Below are 16,355 nucleotides of genomic sequence, written 5' to 3' on the forward strand. Positions count from 1 at the left end.
CTGCAGATGATGGTGGCTACCGTATGTGGGGACCGACGGCCAAGTTCCAAGCCCGCGCGTTGCAAATACGCAAAAAAGGCGCCCGGAGGCGCCTTTTGGATACCGCCGCGCGGATATCAGGAATGGTACGCCGATTCGCCGTGGCTGGTAATGTCCAGGCCCTCGCGTTCCTGGTCTTCCGGCACGCGCAGGCCGATCACGACGTCCACCAGCTTGAAGGCGACGAAGGACACCAGCGCCGACCATACGATCGTGATGCCCACGGCCTGGGCCTGCACCCACACCTGGTTCGCGATCGAGAAGTCCGGCGACGCCTTGTTGGCGACATAGTCCCAGATGCCCTGCCCGCCCAGCTGCGGCGATGCGAACACGCCGGTCAGCAGTGCGCCCAGGATGCCGCCCACGCCGTGCACGCCGAACACGTCCAGCGAGTCGTCGGCGCCCAGCAGGCGTTTCAGGCCAGTCACGCCCCACAGGCAGATGATACCAGCCAGCAAGCCGATGACCAAGGCGCCCATCGGGCCGACGAAGCCGCAGGCCGGGGTGATGGCCACCAGGCCGGACACGGCGCCCGAGGCGGCGCCCAGCATCGAGGGACGCTTCTTGAACAGCCATTCGCCGATCACCCAGGACACGGTGGCGCAAGCGGTGGCCAGCAGGGTGTTGATGAAGGCCAGGGCGGCGATGTCGCCCGCCTCCAGGGCCGAGCCGGCGTTGAAGCCGAACCAGCCCACCCACAGCAGCGAGGCGCCGATCATGGTCATCACCAGCGAGTGCGGGGCCATGGATTCCCGGCCGTAGCCGATGCGCTTGCCGATCACGTAGGCGCCGACCAGTCCGGCCACCGCCGCGTTGATGTGCACCACGGTGCCGCCCGCGAAGTCGAGCGCGCCCTTCTGCCACAGGTAGCCGGCGGCGTCGGTGACGCTGGCCAGGGTGGCGGCGTCAGTGATCGCATCTGGACCGGCCCAGAACCAGACCATGTGGGCGATCGGCAGGTAGCCGAAGGTGAAGAACAGGACGATGAACAGCATCACGGCCGAGAAGCGCACGCGCTCGGCGAAGGCGCCGACGATCAGCGCGCAGGTGATGGCGGCGAAGGTGCCCTGGAAGGCGACGAAGATGAACTCGGGGATCATCGTCTCCTTGCTGAAGGTGGCGGCCATCGAGAAGGTGCCGGCCGCGGCGTCGTAGATGCCGTTCAGCATGGCGCGGTCGAAGCCGCCGACGAAGGGGGTGCCGCCCTGGGTGAAGGCCAGCGAGTAGCCGTACACGCACCACAGCACGATGACCAGCGCGAAGATGGTGAAGACCTGCATCAGGATCGACAGCATGTTCTTGGCGCGCACCAGGCCGCCGTAGAACAGGGCCAGGCCCGGGATCGACATCATGATCACCAGCAAGGTGGCGACGAACATCCAGGCGGTGTCGCCCTTGTTGATGGCGGGCGCGGCCCAGGCCGGGAGCGCGGCGAAGCCCAGGCCGGCGGCCAGGAGGGCGGGAAGGATTCGCTTCATGGGAGTGTCCTTTACAGTGCTTCGTTGCCGGTCTCGCCGGTACGGATACGGATGACCTGGTTGAGGTCGGCGACGAAGATCTTGCCGTCGCCGATCTTGCCGGTGCGGGCCGCGTTCTGGATGGCGTCGATCACCTGGTCGACCACGGCGTCGTCCACCGCCGCCTCGATCTTGATCTTCGGCAGGAAGTCGACCACGTACTCGGCGCCGCGGTAGAGCTCGGTATGACCTTTCTGGCGGCCGAAGCCCTTCACTTCGGTCACCGTCATGCCCTGGACGTTGATTTCCGACAGCGCTTCGCGCACCTCGTCGAGCTTGAAGGGCTTGATGATGGCAGTAATCATTTTCATGGCTTGGCCTCTTTGGCGATCAGAAGGTTTTCGACAGGCTCAGCACCGCGGCCGACTTGCCGAGGTTCTTGCCTTCCGGGCTCAGGTAGGCGTCGGTATTGGCCTTGATCCAGGCCAGCGACAGGCTCGCCACACCCAGGTCCTTGGTCACGCCGACCTTGTAGTCGGTGTACGAGAAGGCGCTGTTGTTCTCGACGCGCTGGCGCCCCACGTGCAGGTTGACGATGAAGCCGTTGCCGGCGTCGATGTCTGCGCCCACGTCCAGGTAGCCGCTGCGCTTGCTGTCGGCGGTGCCGAACAGGTTGGTGGTCGAGTGCGAGTACTTGACGTAGGCCGGGCCGAAGCCCAGGCGGCCGTAGAGCTCGAAGGTGTTGGCGCGTGGATTCAGGCCGTTGTCCGGGTAGAAGTAGTACAGGCCGCCCACGTCGTAGCTGACATCGGCCGTCAGCTGGCCGCGCTTGCCGCCGTAGAGATCCCATTCGATGTTGCCGTCGCCGCCCAAATCCTTGGTCCACTTGATGGTGGACAGCCAGGTGCCGACGTACCAGCCGGTGGGACCGTGCACGTAGTCGACGCCGCCCTGCAGGGCCGGGTCGAGGCGGGTCTGCGACAGGCCGCGGTAGCGGTAGTCGCTGGTGACGGCCGCGTTATAGCTCACCTGATGTTCGGCGGGTTGTTCCTGCGCGAAGACCGGGACGCCGGTGAAAGCCAGGACGGCCAGGCCGACTGCCGCTGCGCATTGCTTGATGGTGCACTTCATGACAAACCCCCTCAGTTTGAACGGTTGCTGCCGTTGCGGTTTACAATTCTGTTATTGCTGCATTCACCCTGGGTTTAGCAGGATGCGTGCCAGCTCGTAAACCGTGGGAAACAGGCTTGTTTTTCCGGCCATACGCCCCACATCCGAACTGAACCACCCCGATCGTCCGCACCACGCGCGAGCGCAGCGGCGATGCGGAATCCGACGCGCACCAAATCAGGCTGCCGCGCACCGTTGTGGTGCGCGCGGCCCGGCCTTACCAAGGAACCCCAGGATATGAATACTTTCTTCAACGACTTGCAGGGCAAGATCAACCAGGCGCTGGAAAGCGGACCGGCCAAGGACATCGAGCGCAACGTCAAGGCGGTGATGACCCAGGGCTTCGCCAAGCTCGACCTGGTCACCCGCGAGGAATTCGATATCCAGGCCCAGGTGCTGGCCAAGACCCGCGCCAAGCTCGAAGCGCTCGAGCTGCGCGTGGTGGAGCTGGAAGCACGCCTGGCGGGCCAGTCGGCCGCGTCGGCACAGCCGGCGCAATCCGAGACGCCGCACATCATTACCCCGCCGAACCTCGACAAGCCGTAACACGTGCCTCCGGCATTCATGCATGAGCGAAAGGCGAACATGAATGCGAAAGACAGGATGGACGGCACGCTGGCGCCGCAGGAAGTGTCGCTGGACGTGCTGCGCGAGAAATACGCCAAGGGCGAGGAAGCAGGAATCGCCGACGTGCGCGCCCGCGTGGCGCGCGCCCTGGCCCTGCTCGAACCGGCGCCGAAGCGCGCCGAACTCGAACGGCGTTTCCTGTGGGCCCAGGAACAGGGCTTCGTGCCCGCTGGCCGGATCAACTCCGCCGCCGGCATGCAGCTCCAGGCCACCCTGATCAACTGCTTCGTCCAGCCGGTGGGCGATTCCATCTCCGGCGTCGACGGCGGCCTGCCCGGCATCTACACCGCCCTCTCCGAAGCCGCCGAGACCATGCGCCGCGGCGGCGGTGTCGGCTACGACTTCAGCGCCATCCGCCCCATGGGCAGCAAGGTCAAGGGCACCGCCTCGCGCGCCTCCGGCCCTGTCTCCTACATGGAAGTGTTCGACGCCTCCTGCCGCACGGTGGAATCGGCCGGCGCCCGGCGCGGCGCCCAGATGGGGGTGCTGCGCATCGACCATCCCGACATCGAACGCTTCATCGCCGCCAAGGACCTGGGGGCGCTCACCAATTTCAACATCTCGGTCGGCGTCACGGACGCTTTCATGCGCGCCGTCGAGGACGACACGGCCTTCGCACTGGTGCACCGCGCCGAGCCGGGCGACGAGGACATGGCGGCGGGCGCGTACCGGCGCGAGGATGGCCTGTGGGTCTACCGCGAAGTGCGCGCCCGCACGCTGTGGGAGCAGGTGATGCTCTCCACTTACGACCACGCCGAGCCAGGCGTGCTGTTCATCGACCGCATGAACGCCGAGAACAACCTCTGGTACTGCGAGCAGCTGGGCGCCACCAATCCCTGCGGCGAACAGCCCCTGCCCGCCTACGGCTGCTGCGACCTGGGCTCGCTCAACCTCACCTGCTTCGTCGAGCGCCCCTTCACGGACGAGGCCGCGGTCGACTTCGCGCGCCTGCGCGAGGTGGCGGCGGTCGCCGTGCGCATGCTCGACCTGGTGCTGGACGCCACCGAATGGCCCTTGCCCCAGCAGGCCGCCGAATCGCGCGCCAAGCGCCGCATCGGCCTGGGCTTCCTGGGACTGGGCAGCGCGCTGGTGATGCTGGGCCTGCGCTACGACTCGGAAGAAGGACGCGCCATGGCGTCGCGCATCGCCGAGACCCTGCGCGACGCCGCCTATGCGGCCTCGATCGAGCTGGCGCGCGAAAAAGGCGCCTTCCCCCTGTTCGACGCCGACCGCTACCTGCGCGGACAATTCGTGGGCCGCCTGCCGCAGGTGCTGCTGGACGCGATCCGCGTGCACGGCATCCGCAATTCGCACCTGCTGTCGATCGCGCCCACCGGCACCATCTCGCTGGCCTTCGCCGACAACGCCTCGAACGGCATCGAGCCGCCCTACGCCTGGAGCTACCAGCGCAAGAAGCGCACGGCGGACGGCGGCACGCGCAGCTACGAAGTGCTGGACCACGCCTGGCGCCTGTACCGCCAGCTCGGACACAAGGTGGACGACGATGCCGAGGCCGGCCTGCCGCCGCAGTTCGTGACCGCGCTCGAGATGCGCGCCATCGACCACCTGCGCATGGTGGAGGCGGTCCAGCCTTTCGTCGACACCGCGATCTCCAAGACCGTCAACGTTCCCGAGGATTATCCCTACGACGATTTCCGCGAGCTGTACAGCCAGGCCTGGCATGCCGGCCTGAAGGGACTGGCCACCTACCGTCCCAACACGGTGCTGGGCAGCGTACTGTCCACGGCGCCAGCGCCGGCTCCCTCAGCTCAGCCGGCGCCGGACGACGACCCGCTGCTCAAGCGCTTCGAACGCCGCCCGCTGGGCGAGCTGGAGTCGGTGACCTCGAAGATCGAGTATTCGACCCAGGAGGGCCGCAAGAGCGCCTACCTGACGGTGAGCTTCATCCGCGCCGAGGGCCGCTGGGAAGGCCGGCCGGTGACCGTCGAGCGGCCCTTCGAGTTCTTCATGCCCGGCAACCAGCGTACCGGCGGCCACCAGTGGATCACGGCCTCGATGCGCCTGCTGTCGATGGTGGCGCGCGCCGGCGGGCCGATCGCCAAGGCCCTGGCCGACATGCGCGAGGTGGTGTGGGAAAAAGGCCCGGTGCGCTGCGGCCACCTGACGCGCGAGGACGGCGTCCAGGTGCCGGTCTACCACGACTCGGAAGTGGCGGCGATCGCCTTCATGCTGCAGCGGATCCTGATCCGGCGCGGCTTCCTGGACGCCTACGGCAACCAGGTGCCGGTCGCCGAACTGGCGCGTGCGTTCTCCGAACGCGGCGGCGCGCCCCTGCCCGAGGCCGAACCGCAGCCGCCCACCGCGGGCGGCGCCCTGCCCGTCCCTTCGGGGGCCAAGTGCCCGGAGTGCGGCGCGCGCGCCCTGCGCAAGGTCGACGGCTGCACCCGCTGCGACGAGTGCCATTACGTGGGCGAGTGCGGCTGAGCGCAAGGGCGGCCCCGGCATACCGGGCGGTTATACTTGGCGGATGAGCTATCTCGCCCTCAAACACCTGCACATGAGCTTCGCCGTCCTGAGCGGCGGCTTTTTCCTGGTCCGCGGACTGTGGATGCTGTCGGGCTCCGCACTGCTCCAGCGACGCTGGGTGCGCATTGCCCCGCACGTGGTCGACACCCTGCTGCTGGCCAGCGCCATCGGCCTGGCCGTGTGGAGCCGCCAGTATCCCTTCGTCGCGCCCTGGCTGACGGCCAAGGTGCTGGCGCTGGCCGCCTACATCGTGTTCGGCACGATCGCCCTCAAGCGCGGCCGCACGCCGCAAGTGCGCCTGGCGGCCTTCGCCGCGGCGCTGGCCTGCTTCTTTTATATCGTGGCGGTCGCCGTCACCAAGCATCCCCTGGTTTTCGGCTAGGCATGGCCGGCTGCGCGCGTAGACGCGCAAGGCGTTCGCGCAAGCGCAGCCCCGGCCGCTCCACCGCCAGGTAGAGCAGCGCCGCCACCGCCAGCGCGGCGCCGCCATGACAGGCCAGGGCCAGCAGGCTGGATTGCGCGAGCCGGGCGCCCGCCACCTGCTCGACCAGGTGGAATACCGCCTTGTGGGTCAGGTAGAGGCTGAAGGCGAGCGTCGCCAGCAGGCGCACGCCGGGCAACTCGGCGCGGCCCGGCAGGATCCGTGGGCTGGCCATGCCGACCAGCAGCGCCGCCAGGCCGATGGACAGGATAGGGAAACCGATCAACGCGCCCGCTTCGCTGACGAAGCCCCCGAACAGGCGCGCCGCCGCGGCGACAACCAGCACGCCAGTGCCCAGGAAAGCCCAGGCGCGCGCCATCATCCAGTCCCACCACGCCGGCCGGTGGATGCGGATCGCGGCCAGCGTGGCGCCGGCCAACAGGCCGTCCAGCCGCGCCCAGGTCGGGTTGTAGACATGCTCGACATAGCGCAGGAAAAACCAGTCCTCGCCTTCGCTCACGTGCAGGTAGGGCGCAACCTCGGTGCGCCAGGCCCAGGCGCGCAGCGCGATCCCGGCGAGCAGCAGCGCCAGCACGCACAGCGCGGATTTGCGCAGGCTGGGGCGGCGCGACAGCACCACGACCACCAGCGGCAGCAGCAAGTAAAAGTGTTCTTCCACGCACAGCGACCATGCATGGGAAAAGGCGCGGTTGCGGAAGTAGTCCGGGAACAGGTTGGCGCTGAAGCCGAGGAACTGCCACGCGGGCTGCATGCCGGGGCTCTCGCGCCAGCCTGGGAGCCACAGGTAGAGCGCCAGCACCGCCAGGTAGGCTGGCAGCACGCGCAGGCCGCGCCGCAGCAGGTAGCCGCCCCAGTCCACGCCGTCGCGCGAGGCGCGGGCTGCCAGCACCTGGCCGCCGACCAGGAAGCCGCTCAGGACGAAGAACAGGTCGACGCCCATCCATCCGAGATCGACCAGGGGGCCGAGGATGGGACCGAAAGCCGGTCCATGGCTGACGAGGTGGTAGGCCATGACCCAGAGGATGGCCAGGGCGCGCAGCAGGTCGAGCCCGGGAAGACGCTGATGATTCACGAATACGGAAGAACGGTGATGGGAAGCTGAGGAATGCGCGCGTCAGCGCTGCTGCAACTGCGCCAGGCGCGCCATGATCTCTTCGCGCCGGCGCCGTTCCAGGGCCGGCCTCGCGCCCAGGGCCGACTGGTAGGCGGCGATGGCGCGTGGGTTGTTGTTCTGCGCCTGGTACACCTCGGCCAGGGAAGTGAAGACGTAGGCCTTGGGCCCGATGGCCACCGCGCGTTCGAGATAGAAGGCGGCGTCGGCCAGCTTGCCCCGCGCGCGCGCCACCTGCGCCAGCCCATAGCTGCCGGCCTCGCTCGACGGAATGCGCCGGTGCAGTTCGGCATACAGGCGGGCGCTGTCGGCGAAGCGCTGCGCCTCCAGGTGCGCTTCCGCCAGCCTGGACAGCAGGTCGCGGTGTACCCTGGTGACCAGTTCATATTTGCCGAGGTCGGCGGTGAGCACATATTCTTCCGCATCCTGCGGGCGCTCCTCGCTATGGGCGCACAGCGCCAGCATCAGGCGCGTGAGGTCGGGGTCGGTGCGGTTGACTTCCAGCGCCAGCTCGCGCGCGCGGATCGTGCTCCCGCCCAGGAAGAACGGGGCGCGCAGGTAGAAGCGCACCAGCGACACGCGGGCGCGATAGTTGGTGGGATCGAGCAGCACGGCGCGCTCGTAGGCGTCGCGCTGCGCGCGTGTGTTGCCGAGCGAAGCGACCATCCAGCCGCTGGCCTGGGCTTCCAGCGCCCTGCCGAGGGCTTCGGCGCAGGTGCTGCTGGCGGGATTCGCGGCGACGCAGCGCTCGGCCGCGGCCTTGGCTTCCGGCACGCGGCCAGCCGCATCCTGCGCCACCATCAGGTCGACCGTGCCGGCCAGGGCCGGCGCATCGCCCGGATCGGCGGCCAAGCGTTCGGCGATCGCGCGCGAGGCTTCGGCGAAGCGCTTCTGCTGGACGAGCTGGGTAATGGGATGTACCGGCGCGGCGCAGGCATCCCACAGCGCACCGCTCGCAAGCAAGGCTGCGCCCCACCAAGGCCTGATTGTCGCCAGCATGGATTCCTTTCCCGTGCGCCCGGAGGTCCCGTGGCGGCCGGCGGCGGGCTTACCCTTCATGGATAACCGGCCGTGATGATTGAGAATAGACAAATCGTCACATGAAAGTATTCGCTAGTCAACATTTAGTGGCAAAGCAAACAAGCTTGGCAGCATTGCCAGCGTGCCGGCAAGGCTGGACAATACATGTTCGGCCCACTCCGGAAAACAGGGAAGACGATGAAAACGAGCACCGACGCGCAAGACCTGCAGGACACCTCGGAACAAGCCTCCGCCGCGCATCTGATCGACCGCCGCATCGCGGAACTGGACGACTGGCGCGGCGCCACCCTGGCGCGGGTCCGCCGCCTGGTGCTGGACGCCCTGCCCGGCGTCGTCGAAGAGTGGAAGTGGAGCGTACCGGTGTGGTCGCACGGCGGCATCCTGTGCACCGGCGAAGCCTACAAGAAGGCGGTCAAGCTGACCTTCCCCAAGGGCGCGGCGCTGGACGATCCAATCGGCCTCTTTAATTCCAGCCTGGAGGGCAATGTGCGGCGCGCCATCGACATTCCCGAAGGGGGCGCCATCGATGAAGAGGCCTTCAAGGCGCTCATCCGCGCCGCCGCGGCGCAGAACGCGGCGTCAGGCAGCAAGCGCAAGAAGGCATGATGCCGGTGGCGGCCCTCGTGGAGCGGCCGCCGCCCCGTCTTTGCGCAGAACGGCGATAATTGCACTTCACGCCCTTACGCCTCCCAACCCTATGAACGATTTCGACAAGGTTCCCCTGGAATTCTTCCAGGACTACCCGGAACCGGGCGTCAATTTCATTGACGTCGGCTGCATCTTCGACAACCCTGCCAACTGGCGCCTCGCCATCGACACCCTGCACGCGAAGACCGAGGACCTGCACTTCGATTTCATCCTCGCCATGGATGCGCGCGGCTTCATGATCGCCGGCGCCCTGGCCTACGAGCGCCAGGTCGGCTTCGCCATGGCGCGCAAGGCGGGCAAGCTGCCGGGCAAGGCGATCGGCATCGACTACCGCCGCGAGTACGGCAGCGCCACAATCGAGATCCAGCCGGAACGCATCAAGGGCCAGCGCGTGCTGATCGTCGACGACGTGCTGGCCACCGGCGGCACCATCGAGGCGGCGGCGCAGTTGCTGCGCCAGGCGGGCAAGGAAGTGGTGGGCGCGGCGGCCCTGTTCGATATCGCCTTCTTCAAGGACAAGCGCACGCTCACGATGCCGGTCGTGACCCTGCGCGACGTGTAGGCGTTCACTCAGGCAAGTACACTGGCCGGCGCAGCGCACGCTTGGGTGCGCTCAACAAGCGGCGCCCGCGACGGTGCCACCATCCTGCGAGTCATCCACTCGCCGGAAAACCCATGAGTCTCGCCGTCTTACGCAGCCGCGCGCTGGCAGGCATGAAAGCGCCCGCCGTCAATGTCGAAGTTCACCTGGCCAACGGCTTGCCCAGCATGACCATCGTCGGCCTCCCGGACGCCGAGGTGCGCGAAGCCAAGGACCGCGTCCGCGCGGCCCTGCAGAACTCCGGCTTCGAGGTGCCTGCGCGGCGCATCACCGTCAACCTGGCGCCGGCCGACCTGCCCAAGGAGTCGGGCCGCTTCGACCTGCCGATCGCGCTCGGCATCCTGGCCGCCTCGCGCCAGATCCGCGCCGAGCAGCTCGACCGCTTCGAATTCGCGGGCGAACTGTCGCTGTCGGGCGAACTGCGTCCGGTACGCGGCGCTCTGGCCATGGCCTTCGCCATGCACCGCCAGCGCGAAGGCGACGCCGGCGCCTTCATCCTGCCCCAGGCGAACGCGGACGAGGCGGCGCTGGTCGAAGACGCGGCGGTCTACCCCGCGCGCACCCTGCTCGAGGTCTGCGCGCATTTTTCCCACCTGCCGGATGCGCCAAGGCTGGCCCGCCACCGGCGCGAGCGGTTGCCGGCCGCGCCGCTGTATCCGGACTTCGCCGAGGTCAAGGGACAGCAGCAGGCCAAGCGCGCGCTCGAGGTGGCGGCCGCGGGCTGCCACTCGGTCCTGCTGGTCGGGCCGCCGGGCGCGGGCAAGAGCATGCTGGCGGCGCGCTTTCCCGGCCTGCTGCCGCCGATGAGCGACGGCGAAGCACTGGAGTCGGCCGCGGTGCAGTCGCTGGCCGGCAGCTTTTCGCACGAGCGCTGGCGCCGGCGCCCCTTCCGCAGTCCGCACCACACCAGCTCGGGCGTGGCCCTGGTCGGCGGCGGCAACCTGCCGCGTCCCGGTGAGGTCTCGCTGGCCCACCACGGCGTGCTGTTCCTCGACGAACTGCCGGAATTCGACCGCCGCGTGCTGGAGGTGCTGCGCGAGCCGCTGGAGTCGGGTCACATCACGATCTCGCGCGCGGCCCACCAGGCCGATTTCCCGGCGCGCTTCCAGCTGATCGCCGCGATGAATCCCTGCCCTTGCGGCTGGCTTGGCCACCCGTCAGGAAAATGCCGCTGCACCCAGGACCTGGTCCAGCGCTACCAGGACCGCATCTCGGGTCCCCTGCTCGACCGCATCGACATCCAGCTGCAGGTGGCGGCGCTGCCGCCCGACAGCATGGCCGGACAGGCCGACGGTGAAGCGAGCAGTGCGATCGCGCAGCGTGTGGAGCAGGCGCATGCGCGCCAGCTGGAGCGCCAGGGCCAGGCCAACAGCCGCCTGGAAAGCGGCGCCATCGACCGCCACTGCCAGCCGGATGCGGCGGGACGCCAGCTGCTGCATGCGGCGGCGCGGCACCTGCATTGGTCTGCGCGGGCCTATCATCGCGTGCTCAAGGTCGCGCGCACGATCGCCGACCTGGCGGGGGCGCCGCATGTCGAAGCGGCGCATGTGGCCGAAGCGATCCAGTACCGGCGCGCGCTGCGCGAACAGTGAACCGGCCCGGCCTGCTCAGTGCTCGGCACCGGCGTAGATCCACATCGGTTCGGTCCTTCCCGCCCGCTCGAAGCCCAGGCGCTGGTAGAACGGTATCGCATCGCCGTCGGCGGTGAGCATCAACTGGTGAAAGCCCGCGTACCGGTCGAGCAAGGCCGCCATCATCTTGCGGCCGATGCCCTCGCCTTGACGAGCCGGGTCGACCAGCATGTGGGGAAAATAGACGACCAGGTGGCCGTCGGAGATGGCGTTGCCCAGGCCCACCAGGGCCGTGCCGGCGCGCGCGGTGACCAGCGCGTGCGAGTTACGCAGTCCGGCCAGGAGCTGGTCCGGCTTGTCCGCCGAGGACCAGCCGTTGGCGCGGTACAGGCGGATGACTTCTTCCCGCTCGACCGTGCCAGACAAGGAAATGTCGATATGCATTGGGTGTTCAGTGTTCATAGCCGGCGGCCTGCTCGCGCGCGGCCCGCTTGATGGCCTGCGGCGGCTGGCCGAAGGCGCGCAGGAAGGCCCGGCGCATGCGCTCCGGATCGGAGAAGCCGGTTTCGCGCGCGACCACGTCGATCGGATGGTTGCTGCTTTCGATCATGGCGCGCGCGGCCTCTACCCGCAGCACTTCGACGGCCCGCGCCGGCGACTGCCCCGTCTCGAGCCGGAAGCTGCGGCTGAACTGGCGCGTGCTCAGGTTGGCGGCCCCGGCCAGCTCGTCCACCGACAGAGGCTTGCGCAGGTGGCGCTTGGCATAGGACAGGGCCTGCTGGATACGGTCCGATTTCGGTTCCAGCTCCAGCAACGCCGAGAACTGCGACTGGCCGCCGCTGCGGCGGTGGTAGACGACCATCTGGCGCGCGATGTGCTTCGACGCGTCGCGTCCGAGGTCGGCTTCGACCATCGCCAGGCACAAGTCGATGCAGGCGGTCATGCCGGCCGAGGTCCAGATGCGGCCGTCGTTGATGAAAATGCGGTCCTCCTCGACCCGGGTTTTCGGGTAGGCGCGCTGCAGGTCGCGCGCCAGGGCCCAGTGGGTGGTGGCGCGGCGGCCGTCAAGCAGGCCCGCCTCGGCCAGGATGAAGGCGCCGGTGCAGATGCTGGCCGTGCGCCGCGAGCGATTGCTGGCTTCGCGCAGGAAAGCCAGGAAGCCGGGCGTCGAGCGCAAACCCAGCGGCTGCATGGTGCCGGCGACGATCAGGGTGTCGTAGTCGTGCCGCTCGGCAGCCTCGGTGAATACGCCCACGCCGGAGGAGCTGGCCAGCACGCCGCCCTGCTCGGACAGCATCGTCATCTCGTAGTGCGGTCCGGAATCCATGTTGTTGGCGATCTCGAAGACGGTGCTCGCCATCAGATCGAGCGCCTGGAAGCCCGGCGGGAACAGGAAGCCGATTCTGCGTTTCATGATGTGCCCTGGTGAATGGATGCCGGGACGATCATACGACAAGAGGGAAACCAGGATGGCGGCCCTCCTCCGTTTAGGAGAGGCCGCCGCGGCCGGCGGCGGGCTGAGGGGATCGCCCGGCGGCGGCACTGCTGTTACCATCCTGCCATGCGAATTCCACCCTTCTTCCGGACCGCCCAGGTCCTGGCCCTGGCGACCCTGCTGGCCGCCTGCAATCCCACCTACAACTGGCGCGAGGTGTCCAGCCAGGACGGCGCCTATACGGTGCTGTTCCCGGCCAAGCCCTCGTCCTTCACGCGCAGCGTCGACCTGAATGGCTTGCGGGTCGACATGACCATGACCGCGGCCGAAGCCGAGGGTGTCACCTTCGCCGTCGGTTCCGGCACGGCGCCGGATGCCGCCGCGGCCCAAGCGGCGCTGCCCGCGATGCGCCAGGCGCTGCTGCGCAATATCGGCGCCAAGGAAGACGCCGCCGCCCCCGACAACAAGGGCCGCCTCGCGGTCGACGCCACCGGCACCGGCAACGGCCAGCCGGTCAGGCTGGTCGGCAGCTTCGAGGCGCGCGGCGTCCGTTTCTACCAGGTGATCGTGCTGGGCAAGCGCAGCGCCGTGGCGCCTGAACAGGCGGAGCAGTTCCTCACCTCGTTCAAGCCGCAGTGATGGACGACGCCCTGCCCGCCCTGCGCCTGACCGGCCTGCGCAAGCAGTTCGGACGCCCGGCCGTGGACGGACTCGACCTGCAGGTCCGGCGCGGCGAACTGTACGCCCTGCTCGGCCCCAACGGGGCCGGCAAGACGACCACCCTGCGCATGGTGACCGGCCTGCTGGCGCCGGACGCGGGACGCATCGAGGTGCTCGGCACCGATCTCGCGGCGGCGCCGGCCGTCGCCAAGATGAAGATGGCGTATCTGCCGGACGAGCCGATGTTGTACGGGAAGCTGAAGCCTACCGAATACCTGGAATTCGTGGCCGGCCTGTGGGGCGTGCATCCGGGGGACGCCGAGCCGCGTGCCCGCTCGCTGCTCGACTGGCTCGACCTGGCGCGGCATGCGCACGAGCTGACCGAAGGCTTCTCGCGCGGGATGAAGCAGAAGCTTGCGCTGGCCGGCGCCCTGATCCACGACCCGGAACTGCTGATCCTGGACGAGCCGCTCACCGGCCTGGATGCGGCTGCGGCGCGCCAGGTCAAGGACCTGCTGCTCTCGCACGTGGCGAAAGGCGGCACGGTGATCCTGACCACCCACATCCTGGAAGTGGCGGAACGCCTGGCCCAGCGCATCGGCATCATCCGCCAGGGACGCCTGATCGCCGAGGGCACGCTCGACGAGCTGCGGGCCCGCACGCAGGGCAGCAGCCTGGAAGACGTGTTCCTGGCGCTGACCGGGCAGCCATGATGGGCGCGCCGGGAAGCGGGCGCTGGCTGATCGCGCACGAGCTGCGCCTGGCCTGGTTCAATGCCGCTTCTTCGTCGGGCTCCGCAAGCGGACGGCGTCCGGGCAACGCGACCATCGCGCTGCTTGCCGGCGGCTGGGTCCTGCTGCACGTGGCCGCCTGGTTCAGCTTGCGCCGGCTGGAAAGCTTCGACCGGACCGCATTGCCGCTCTATGCGGCCATCACCGTGGTGCTGCTCGTGGGCGCGACCGCGATGTTGTCGTCGAGCCTGAAAGCGAGCGTGCTGGCGCTGTTCGAACGCGGCGACCTCGACCTGCTGCTGTCCTCGCCGCTGCCCTCGCACAGTATCTTCACCGTGCGCCTGGGGGCGATCGCGGCCAGCACGGCCTCGGTCTATTATTTCCTGCTGGCGCCGTTCGCACATGCCGGCCTGCTGCTCGGAAATCCAGCGTGGCTGGGGCTCTATCCCGCTGTCATCGGCCTGCCGGTGCTGTGCGCCTGCGCCGGCATGCTCATGACCCTGGCCCTGGTGCGCACGCTCGGTGCGCGCCGCACGCACGTCGTCGGGCAGGTGCTGGGCGCGCTGGCCGGGGCCTCTGTCTTCATCGTTTCGCAGCTCTACATGCAAACCTCGCACGCCCGGCGGCGCGACGTGGAGGCCGCCCTGCTGGCGCGCCTGGCGCGCGACGACACGCTGGGCGCGGACAGCGCGCTGTGGCTGCCCGCGCGGGCGGTGCTGGGGGACCCATGGCCTGCCCTCGGCCTGCTGGCGCTCGCGGTTCTGGCGTTCATCGGGACCGCCCGCACCACCCATCGCTTCTTCGTGCGAGGCCTGCAGCAGTCAGTGTCCCAGGTGCGGACCAGGCCTGCCGGCACGAAAGCGCCGCGCTTTCGCTTCGGCCGCAGCGTGTTCGACACCATCGTCATCAAGGAATGGCGCTTGATCCGGCGGGATCCCCACCTGATTTCGCAGGTGCTGCTGCAACTGCTTTATCTCCTGCCTTTGTGCTTTGTCGTGTTTTCGCGGTCGGCCTTGCAGCTGCCGGCCGTCGCCGCCGGTCTGGCGCTGCTGTGCGGCTCCCTGGCCGGGTCGCTGGCCTGGATCGTCATCTCGGCCGAAGACGCGCCCGACCTGTTGCGCAGCGCGCCGGCGGCTGAAGCTAGCGTGCGGCTTGCCAAACTGGCGGCGGCCGCCGCGCCGCCGCTGGCCGTCGCGGCCCTGCCGCTGGCCTGGCTGCTCATCCGCGCACCTGCCGCCGGTGTGCTCGCCTGCCTCGCCGTCGTGGGATCGGTCTGGAGCGCGGCACTGGTCGTGCTGTGGTGCGGACGCCCGGGGCTGCGTAGCAGTTTCAAGGGACGCGGCAAGGCGAACTTCCTCAGTAATGTTCTCGAGATGTCGGGCAGCCTGTGCTGGGGCGCGCTGGGCGGCTTGCTGGTCGCGGCACAAGCCGCTTCCGGATCGGGTTTCCTGCTTCTCGGGTCGCTAGCCGCCCTGGCCGGCGCCGTGCTTGTGCTGCTGGCGGCCTGGTTGTCGCGGAACCGACAGGGCCAGGCACAGTGAGCGTGCGCGAGATGACCCCGTTTTGAAGACGTGTTATCGTTTAGGCACTAACTGAATCACGGGACTGTCATGTTGATCAAATTTAAATGCAAATCGTATCCAGAGGTCCTGATGTACCAGGAACATGCCAAGCGCATCCTCGATATGCTGCACAAGGATCCGGAGCGCGGCGTGATCACCGCCGAAGAAGCGCCTCGTGCCGTCCAGCTGATCGAAGGCGAGGTCGAGGAAAGCCGCAAACATCAGGTGACGGACCAGGTGGCCCAGGATGTCCTGGCCCATGGCGAGGAAGAGGATCCGGCACACGAGCAGATCGAGGTGGTCAGCTTCCCGACGCGCGTCTACCCGCTGCTGGAGATGCTGCGCTCGGCGCGGGACAACCGCACCGATGTGCTGTGGGGTGTTTGAGCACTTTTCATTGATGTTGATCGTGGTACTGGCAAGCCCGCTCGGGTGATGGATAGGTTTTGTGTGTGCAGGTGGAGACAGACAGCCCCGTGGCGTGAGTGCCGGGGCTGTTTGTTTTTCTGCTTGAGGAATAAGCGGCGGTGAGGGGCCTGCCTTGCTGCCGGTGTTGCGCCTTTGCGAGCGCTAGTTGAACTTGGGTTCCGGCCTTCGCCGGAAGTCGTAGGCGCCAGTGGCGCGTACGACGTGCATGGTGGCTTGGAGCTATGCGCTACAGCGTCTTCAACCTCCGGTCTAAAGACCGTCGTTCCGGCGGAGGCCGGAACCCAAGTTTGTTTGCGTGTCACTTGCTCCGTTTCGAACCCACAAAGCAAAAAACCCCACCAGAT

General features: G+C 68.1%; 16 protein-coding genes and 1 pseudogene. 10 read left to right on the forward strand and 7 right to left on the reverse strand.

The window, feature by feature from the left end; all coding sequences use genetic code 11:
• Window positions 1-116 precede the first annotated feature (116 nt).
• From KBW98_RS17510 to KBW98_RS17520, 3 genes are read right to left on the reverse strand one after another with little or no spacing between them, the layout of a single operon-like run.
• Window positions 117-1,517: an ammonium transporter gene (locus KBW98_RS17510; protein ID WP_211521444.1), complete on the reverse strand. Its 1,401-nt coding sequence runs from the start codon at window positions 1,515-1,517 to the stop codon at window positions 117-119.
• A gap of 11 nt (window positions 1,518-1,528) precedes the next feature.
• Window positions 1,529-1,867, reverse strand: a complete 339-nt coding sequence (glnK, locus tag KBW98_RS17515; protein ID WP_211521445.1) for a P-II family nitrogen regulator — start codon at window positions 1,865-1,867, stop codon at window positions 1,529-1,531.
• A 19-nt stretch (window positions 1,868-1,886) separates the two neighbouring features.
• Window positions 1,887-2,627: a TorF family putative porin gene (locus KBW98_RS17520; RefSeq protein WP_211521446.1), complete on the reverse strand. Its 741-nt coding sequence runs from the start codon at window positions 2,625-2,627 to the stop codon at window positions 1,887-1,889.
• 276 nt (window positions 2,628-2,903) lie between these two features.
• Between KBW98_RS17520 and KBW98_RS17525 the strand changes: the two are divergent.
• The 3 genes and pseudogenes from KBW98_RS17525 to KBW98_RS17535 all read left to right on the forward strand — a co-directional run.
• Window positions 2,904-3,128, forward strand: a pseudogene (locus KBW98_RS17525) (accessory factor UbiK family protein); the annotation flags it as partial.
• A gap of 123 nt (window positions 3,129-3,251) precedes the next feature.
• A complete protein-coding gene (locus tag KBW98_RS17530) occupies window positions 3,252-5,738 on the forward strand; it encodes an adenosylcobalamin-dependent ribonucleoside-diphosphate reductase (RefSeq protein WP_211521448.1) in 2,487 nt (828 codons plus the stop codon).
• Window positions 5,739-5,781: 43 nt separating this feature from the next.
• The gene (locus KBW98_RS17535; protein WP_211521449.1) at window positions 5,782-6,162 is read left to right on the forward strand and encodes a SirB2 family protein; all 381 of its coding nucleotides are present in this window, start codon (window positions 5,782-5,784) and stop codon (window positions 6,160-6,162) included.
• Here the strand turns inward: KBW98_RS17535 and KBW98_RS17540 are convergent.
• Complete coding sequence (locus KBW98_RS17540; RefSeq protein ID WP_211521450.1) at window positions 6,134-7,294, reverse strand: acyltransferase; 1,161 nt, start codon at window positions 7,292-7,294, stop codon at window positions 6,134-6,136. The genes KBW98_RS17535 and KBW98_RS17540 overlap by 29 nt on opposite strands.
• A 42-nt stretch (window positions 7,295-7,336) precedes the next feature.
• Entirely contained in the window at window positions 7,337-8,332 is a 996-nt protein-coding gene (locus KBW98_RS17545) for a lipopolysaccharide assembly protein LapB (protein WP_211521451.1), read from the reverse strand.
• A gap of 219 nt (window positions 8,333-8,551) precedes the next feature.
• Here KBW98_RS17545 and KBW98_RS17550 point away from each other — a divergent pair, with 219 nt between their 5' ends.
• The 3 genes from KBW98_RS17550 (at window position 8,552) to KBW98_RS17560 (ending at window position 11,215) form a co-directional block, all read left to right on the forward strand.
• Window positions 8,552-8,980, forward strand: a complete 429-nt coding sequence (locus KBW98_RS17550) for a DUF1801 domain-containing protein (RefSeq protein WP_211521452.1) — start codon at window positions 8,552-8,554, stop codon at window positions 8,978-8,980.
• Between the two features lie 91 nt (window positions 8,981-9,071).
• The gene (locus tag KBW98_RS17555) at window positions 9,072-9,584 is read left to right on the forward strand and encodes an adenine phosphoribosyltransferase (RefSeq protein WP_211521453.1); all 513 of its coding nucleotides are present in this window, start codon (window positions 9,072-9,074) and stop codon (window positions 9,582-9,584) included.
• 113 nt (window positions 9,585-9,697) lie between these two features.
• Window positions 9,698-11,215 (forward strand): YifB family Mg chelatase-like AAA ATPase, encoded by a 1,518-nt coding sequence (locus KBW98_RS17560; protein WP_211521454.1) that lies wholly within the window; start codon window positions 9,698-9,700, stop codon window positions 11,213-11,215.
• A 15-nt stretch (window positions 11,216-11,230) separates the two neighbouring features.
• Here the strand turns inward: KBW98_RS17560 and KBW98_RS17565 are convergent, their stop codons facing one another.
• The gene (locus tag KBW98_RS17565; RefSeq protein WP_211521455.1) at window positions 11,231-11,638 is read right to left on the reverse strand and encodes a GNAT family N-acetyltransferase; all 408 of its coding nucleotides are present in this window, start codon (window positions 11,636-11,638) and stop codon (window positions 11,231-11,233) included.
• Window positions 11,639-11,645: 7 nt separating this feature from the next.
• Entirely contained in the window at window positions 11,646-12,608 is a 963-nt protein-coding gene (locus tag KBW98_RS17570) for a GlxA family transcriptional regulator (RefSeq protein WP_211521456.1), read from the reverse strand.
• A gap of 147 nt (window positions 12,609-12,755) precedes the next feature.
• Between KBW98_RS17570 and KBW98_RS17575 the strand changes: the two genes are divergently transcribed.
• The 4 genes from KBW98_RS17575 (at window position 12,756) to KBW98_RS17590 (ending at window position 15,969) form a co-directional block, all read left to right on the forward strand.
• Entirely contained in the window at window positions 12,756-13,268 is a 513-nt protein-coding gene (locus tag KBW98_RS17575; protein ID WP_211521457.1) for a hypothetical protein, read from the forward strand.
• Complete coding sequence (locus tag KBW98_RS17580; protein ID WP_211521458.1) at window positions 13,268-14,002, forward strand: ABC transporter ATP-binding protein; 735 nt, start codon at window positions 13,268-13,270, stop codon at window positions 14,000-14,002. The genes KBW98_RS17575 and KBW98_RS17580 overlap by 1 nt, the downstream gene beginning before the upstream one ends.
• Window positions 13,999-15,561, forward strand: a complete 1,563-nt coding sequence (locus KBW98_RS17585; RefSeq protein ID WP_211521459.1) for a hypothetical protein — start codon at window positions 13,999-14,001, stop codon at window positions 15,559-15,561. The genes KBW98_RS17580 and KBW98_RS17585 overlap by 4 nt, the downstream gene beginning before the upstream one ends.
• A 69-nt stretch (window positions 15,562-15,630) precedes the next feature.
• On the forward strand, window positions 15,631-15,969 hold the full coding sequence (locus KBW98_RS17590) for a DUF1840 domain-containing protein (RefSeq protein ID WP_211521460.1): 339 nt from the start codon (window positions 15,631-15,633) through the stop codon (window positions 15,967-15,969).
• Window positions 15,970-16,355 lie beyond the last annotated feature (386 nt).

The sequence above is a fragment of the Massilia sp. ST3 genome, assembly GCF_018119405.1.
Taxonomy (GTDB): domain Bacteria; phylum Pseudomonadota; class Gammaproteobacteria; order Burkholderiales; family Burkholderiaceae_D; genus Telluria.

What these genes read in the sequence shown, in the direction of transcription:
- KBW98_RS17510 (WP_211521444.1), bottom strand. Translation starts at nt 1,517, where the DNA reads ATGAAGCGAATCCTTCCCGCCCTCCTGGCCGCCGGCCTGGGCTTCGCC.
- glnK (WP_211521445.1), bottom strand. Translation starts at nt 1,867, where the DNA reads ATGAAAATGATTACTGCCATCATCAAGCCCTTCAAGCTCGACGAGGTG.
- KBW98_RS17520 (WP_211521446.1), bottom strand. Translation starts at nt 2,627, where the DNA reads ATGAAGTGCACCATCAAGCAATGCGCAGCGGCAGTCGGCCTGGCCGTC.
- KBW98_RS17530 (WP_211521448.1), top strand. Translation starts at nt 3,252, where the DNA reads ATGAATGCGAAAGACAGGATGGACGGCACGCTGGCGCCGCAGGAAGTG.
- KBW98_RS17535 (WP_211521449.1), top strand. Translation starts at nt 5,782, where the DNA reads ATGAGCTATCTCGCCCTCAAACACCTGCACATGAGCTTCGCCGTCCTG.
- KBW98_RS17545 (WP_211521451.1), bottom strand. Translation starts at nt 8,332, where the DNA reads ATGCTGGCGACAATCAGGCCTTGGTGGGGCGCAGCCTTGCTTGCGAGC.
- KBW98_RS17550 (WP_211521452.1), top strand. Translation starts at nt 8,552, where the DNA reads ATGAAAACGAGCACCGACGCGCAAGACCTGCAGGACACCTCGGAACAA.
- KBW98_RS17555 (WP_211521453.1), top strand. Translation starts at nt 9,072, where the DNA reads ATGAACGATTTCGACAAGGTTCCCCTGGAATTCTTCCAGGACTACCCG.
- KBW98_RS17560 (WP_211521454.1), top strand. Translation starts at nt 9,698, where the DNA reads ATGAGTCTCGCCGTCTTACGCAGCCGCGCGCTGGCAGGCATGAAAGCG.
- KBW98_RS17565 (WP_211521455.1), bottom strand. Translation starts at nt 11,638, where the DNA reads ATGCATATCGACATTTCCTTGTCTGGCACGGTCGAGCGGGAAGAAGTC.
- KBW98_RS17570 (WP_211521456.1), bottom strand. Translation starts at nt 12,608, where the DNA reads ATGAAACGCAGAATCGGCTTCCTGTTCCCGCCGGGCTTCCAGGCGCTC.
- KBW98_RS17575 (WP_211521457.1), top strand. Translation starts at nt 12,756, where the DNA reads ATGCGAATTCCACCCTTCTTCCGGACCGCCCAGGTCCTGGCCCTGGCG.
- KBW98_RS17580 (WP_211521458.1), top strand. Translation starts at nt 13,268, where the DNA reads ATGGACGACGCCCTGCCCGCCCTGCGCCTGACCGGCCTGCGCAAGCAG.
- KBW98_RS17585 (WP_211521459.1), top strand. Translation starts at nt 13,999, where the DNA reads ATGATGGGCGCGCCGGGAAGCGGGCGCTGGCTGATCGCGCACGAGCTG.
- KBW98_RS17590 (WP_211521460.1), top strand. Translation starts at nt 15,631, where the DNA reads ATGTTGATCAAATTTAAATGCAAATCGTATCCAGAGGTCCTGATGTAC.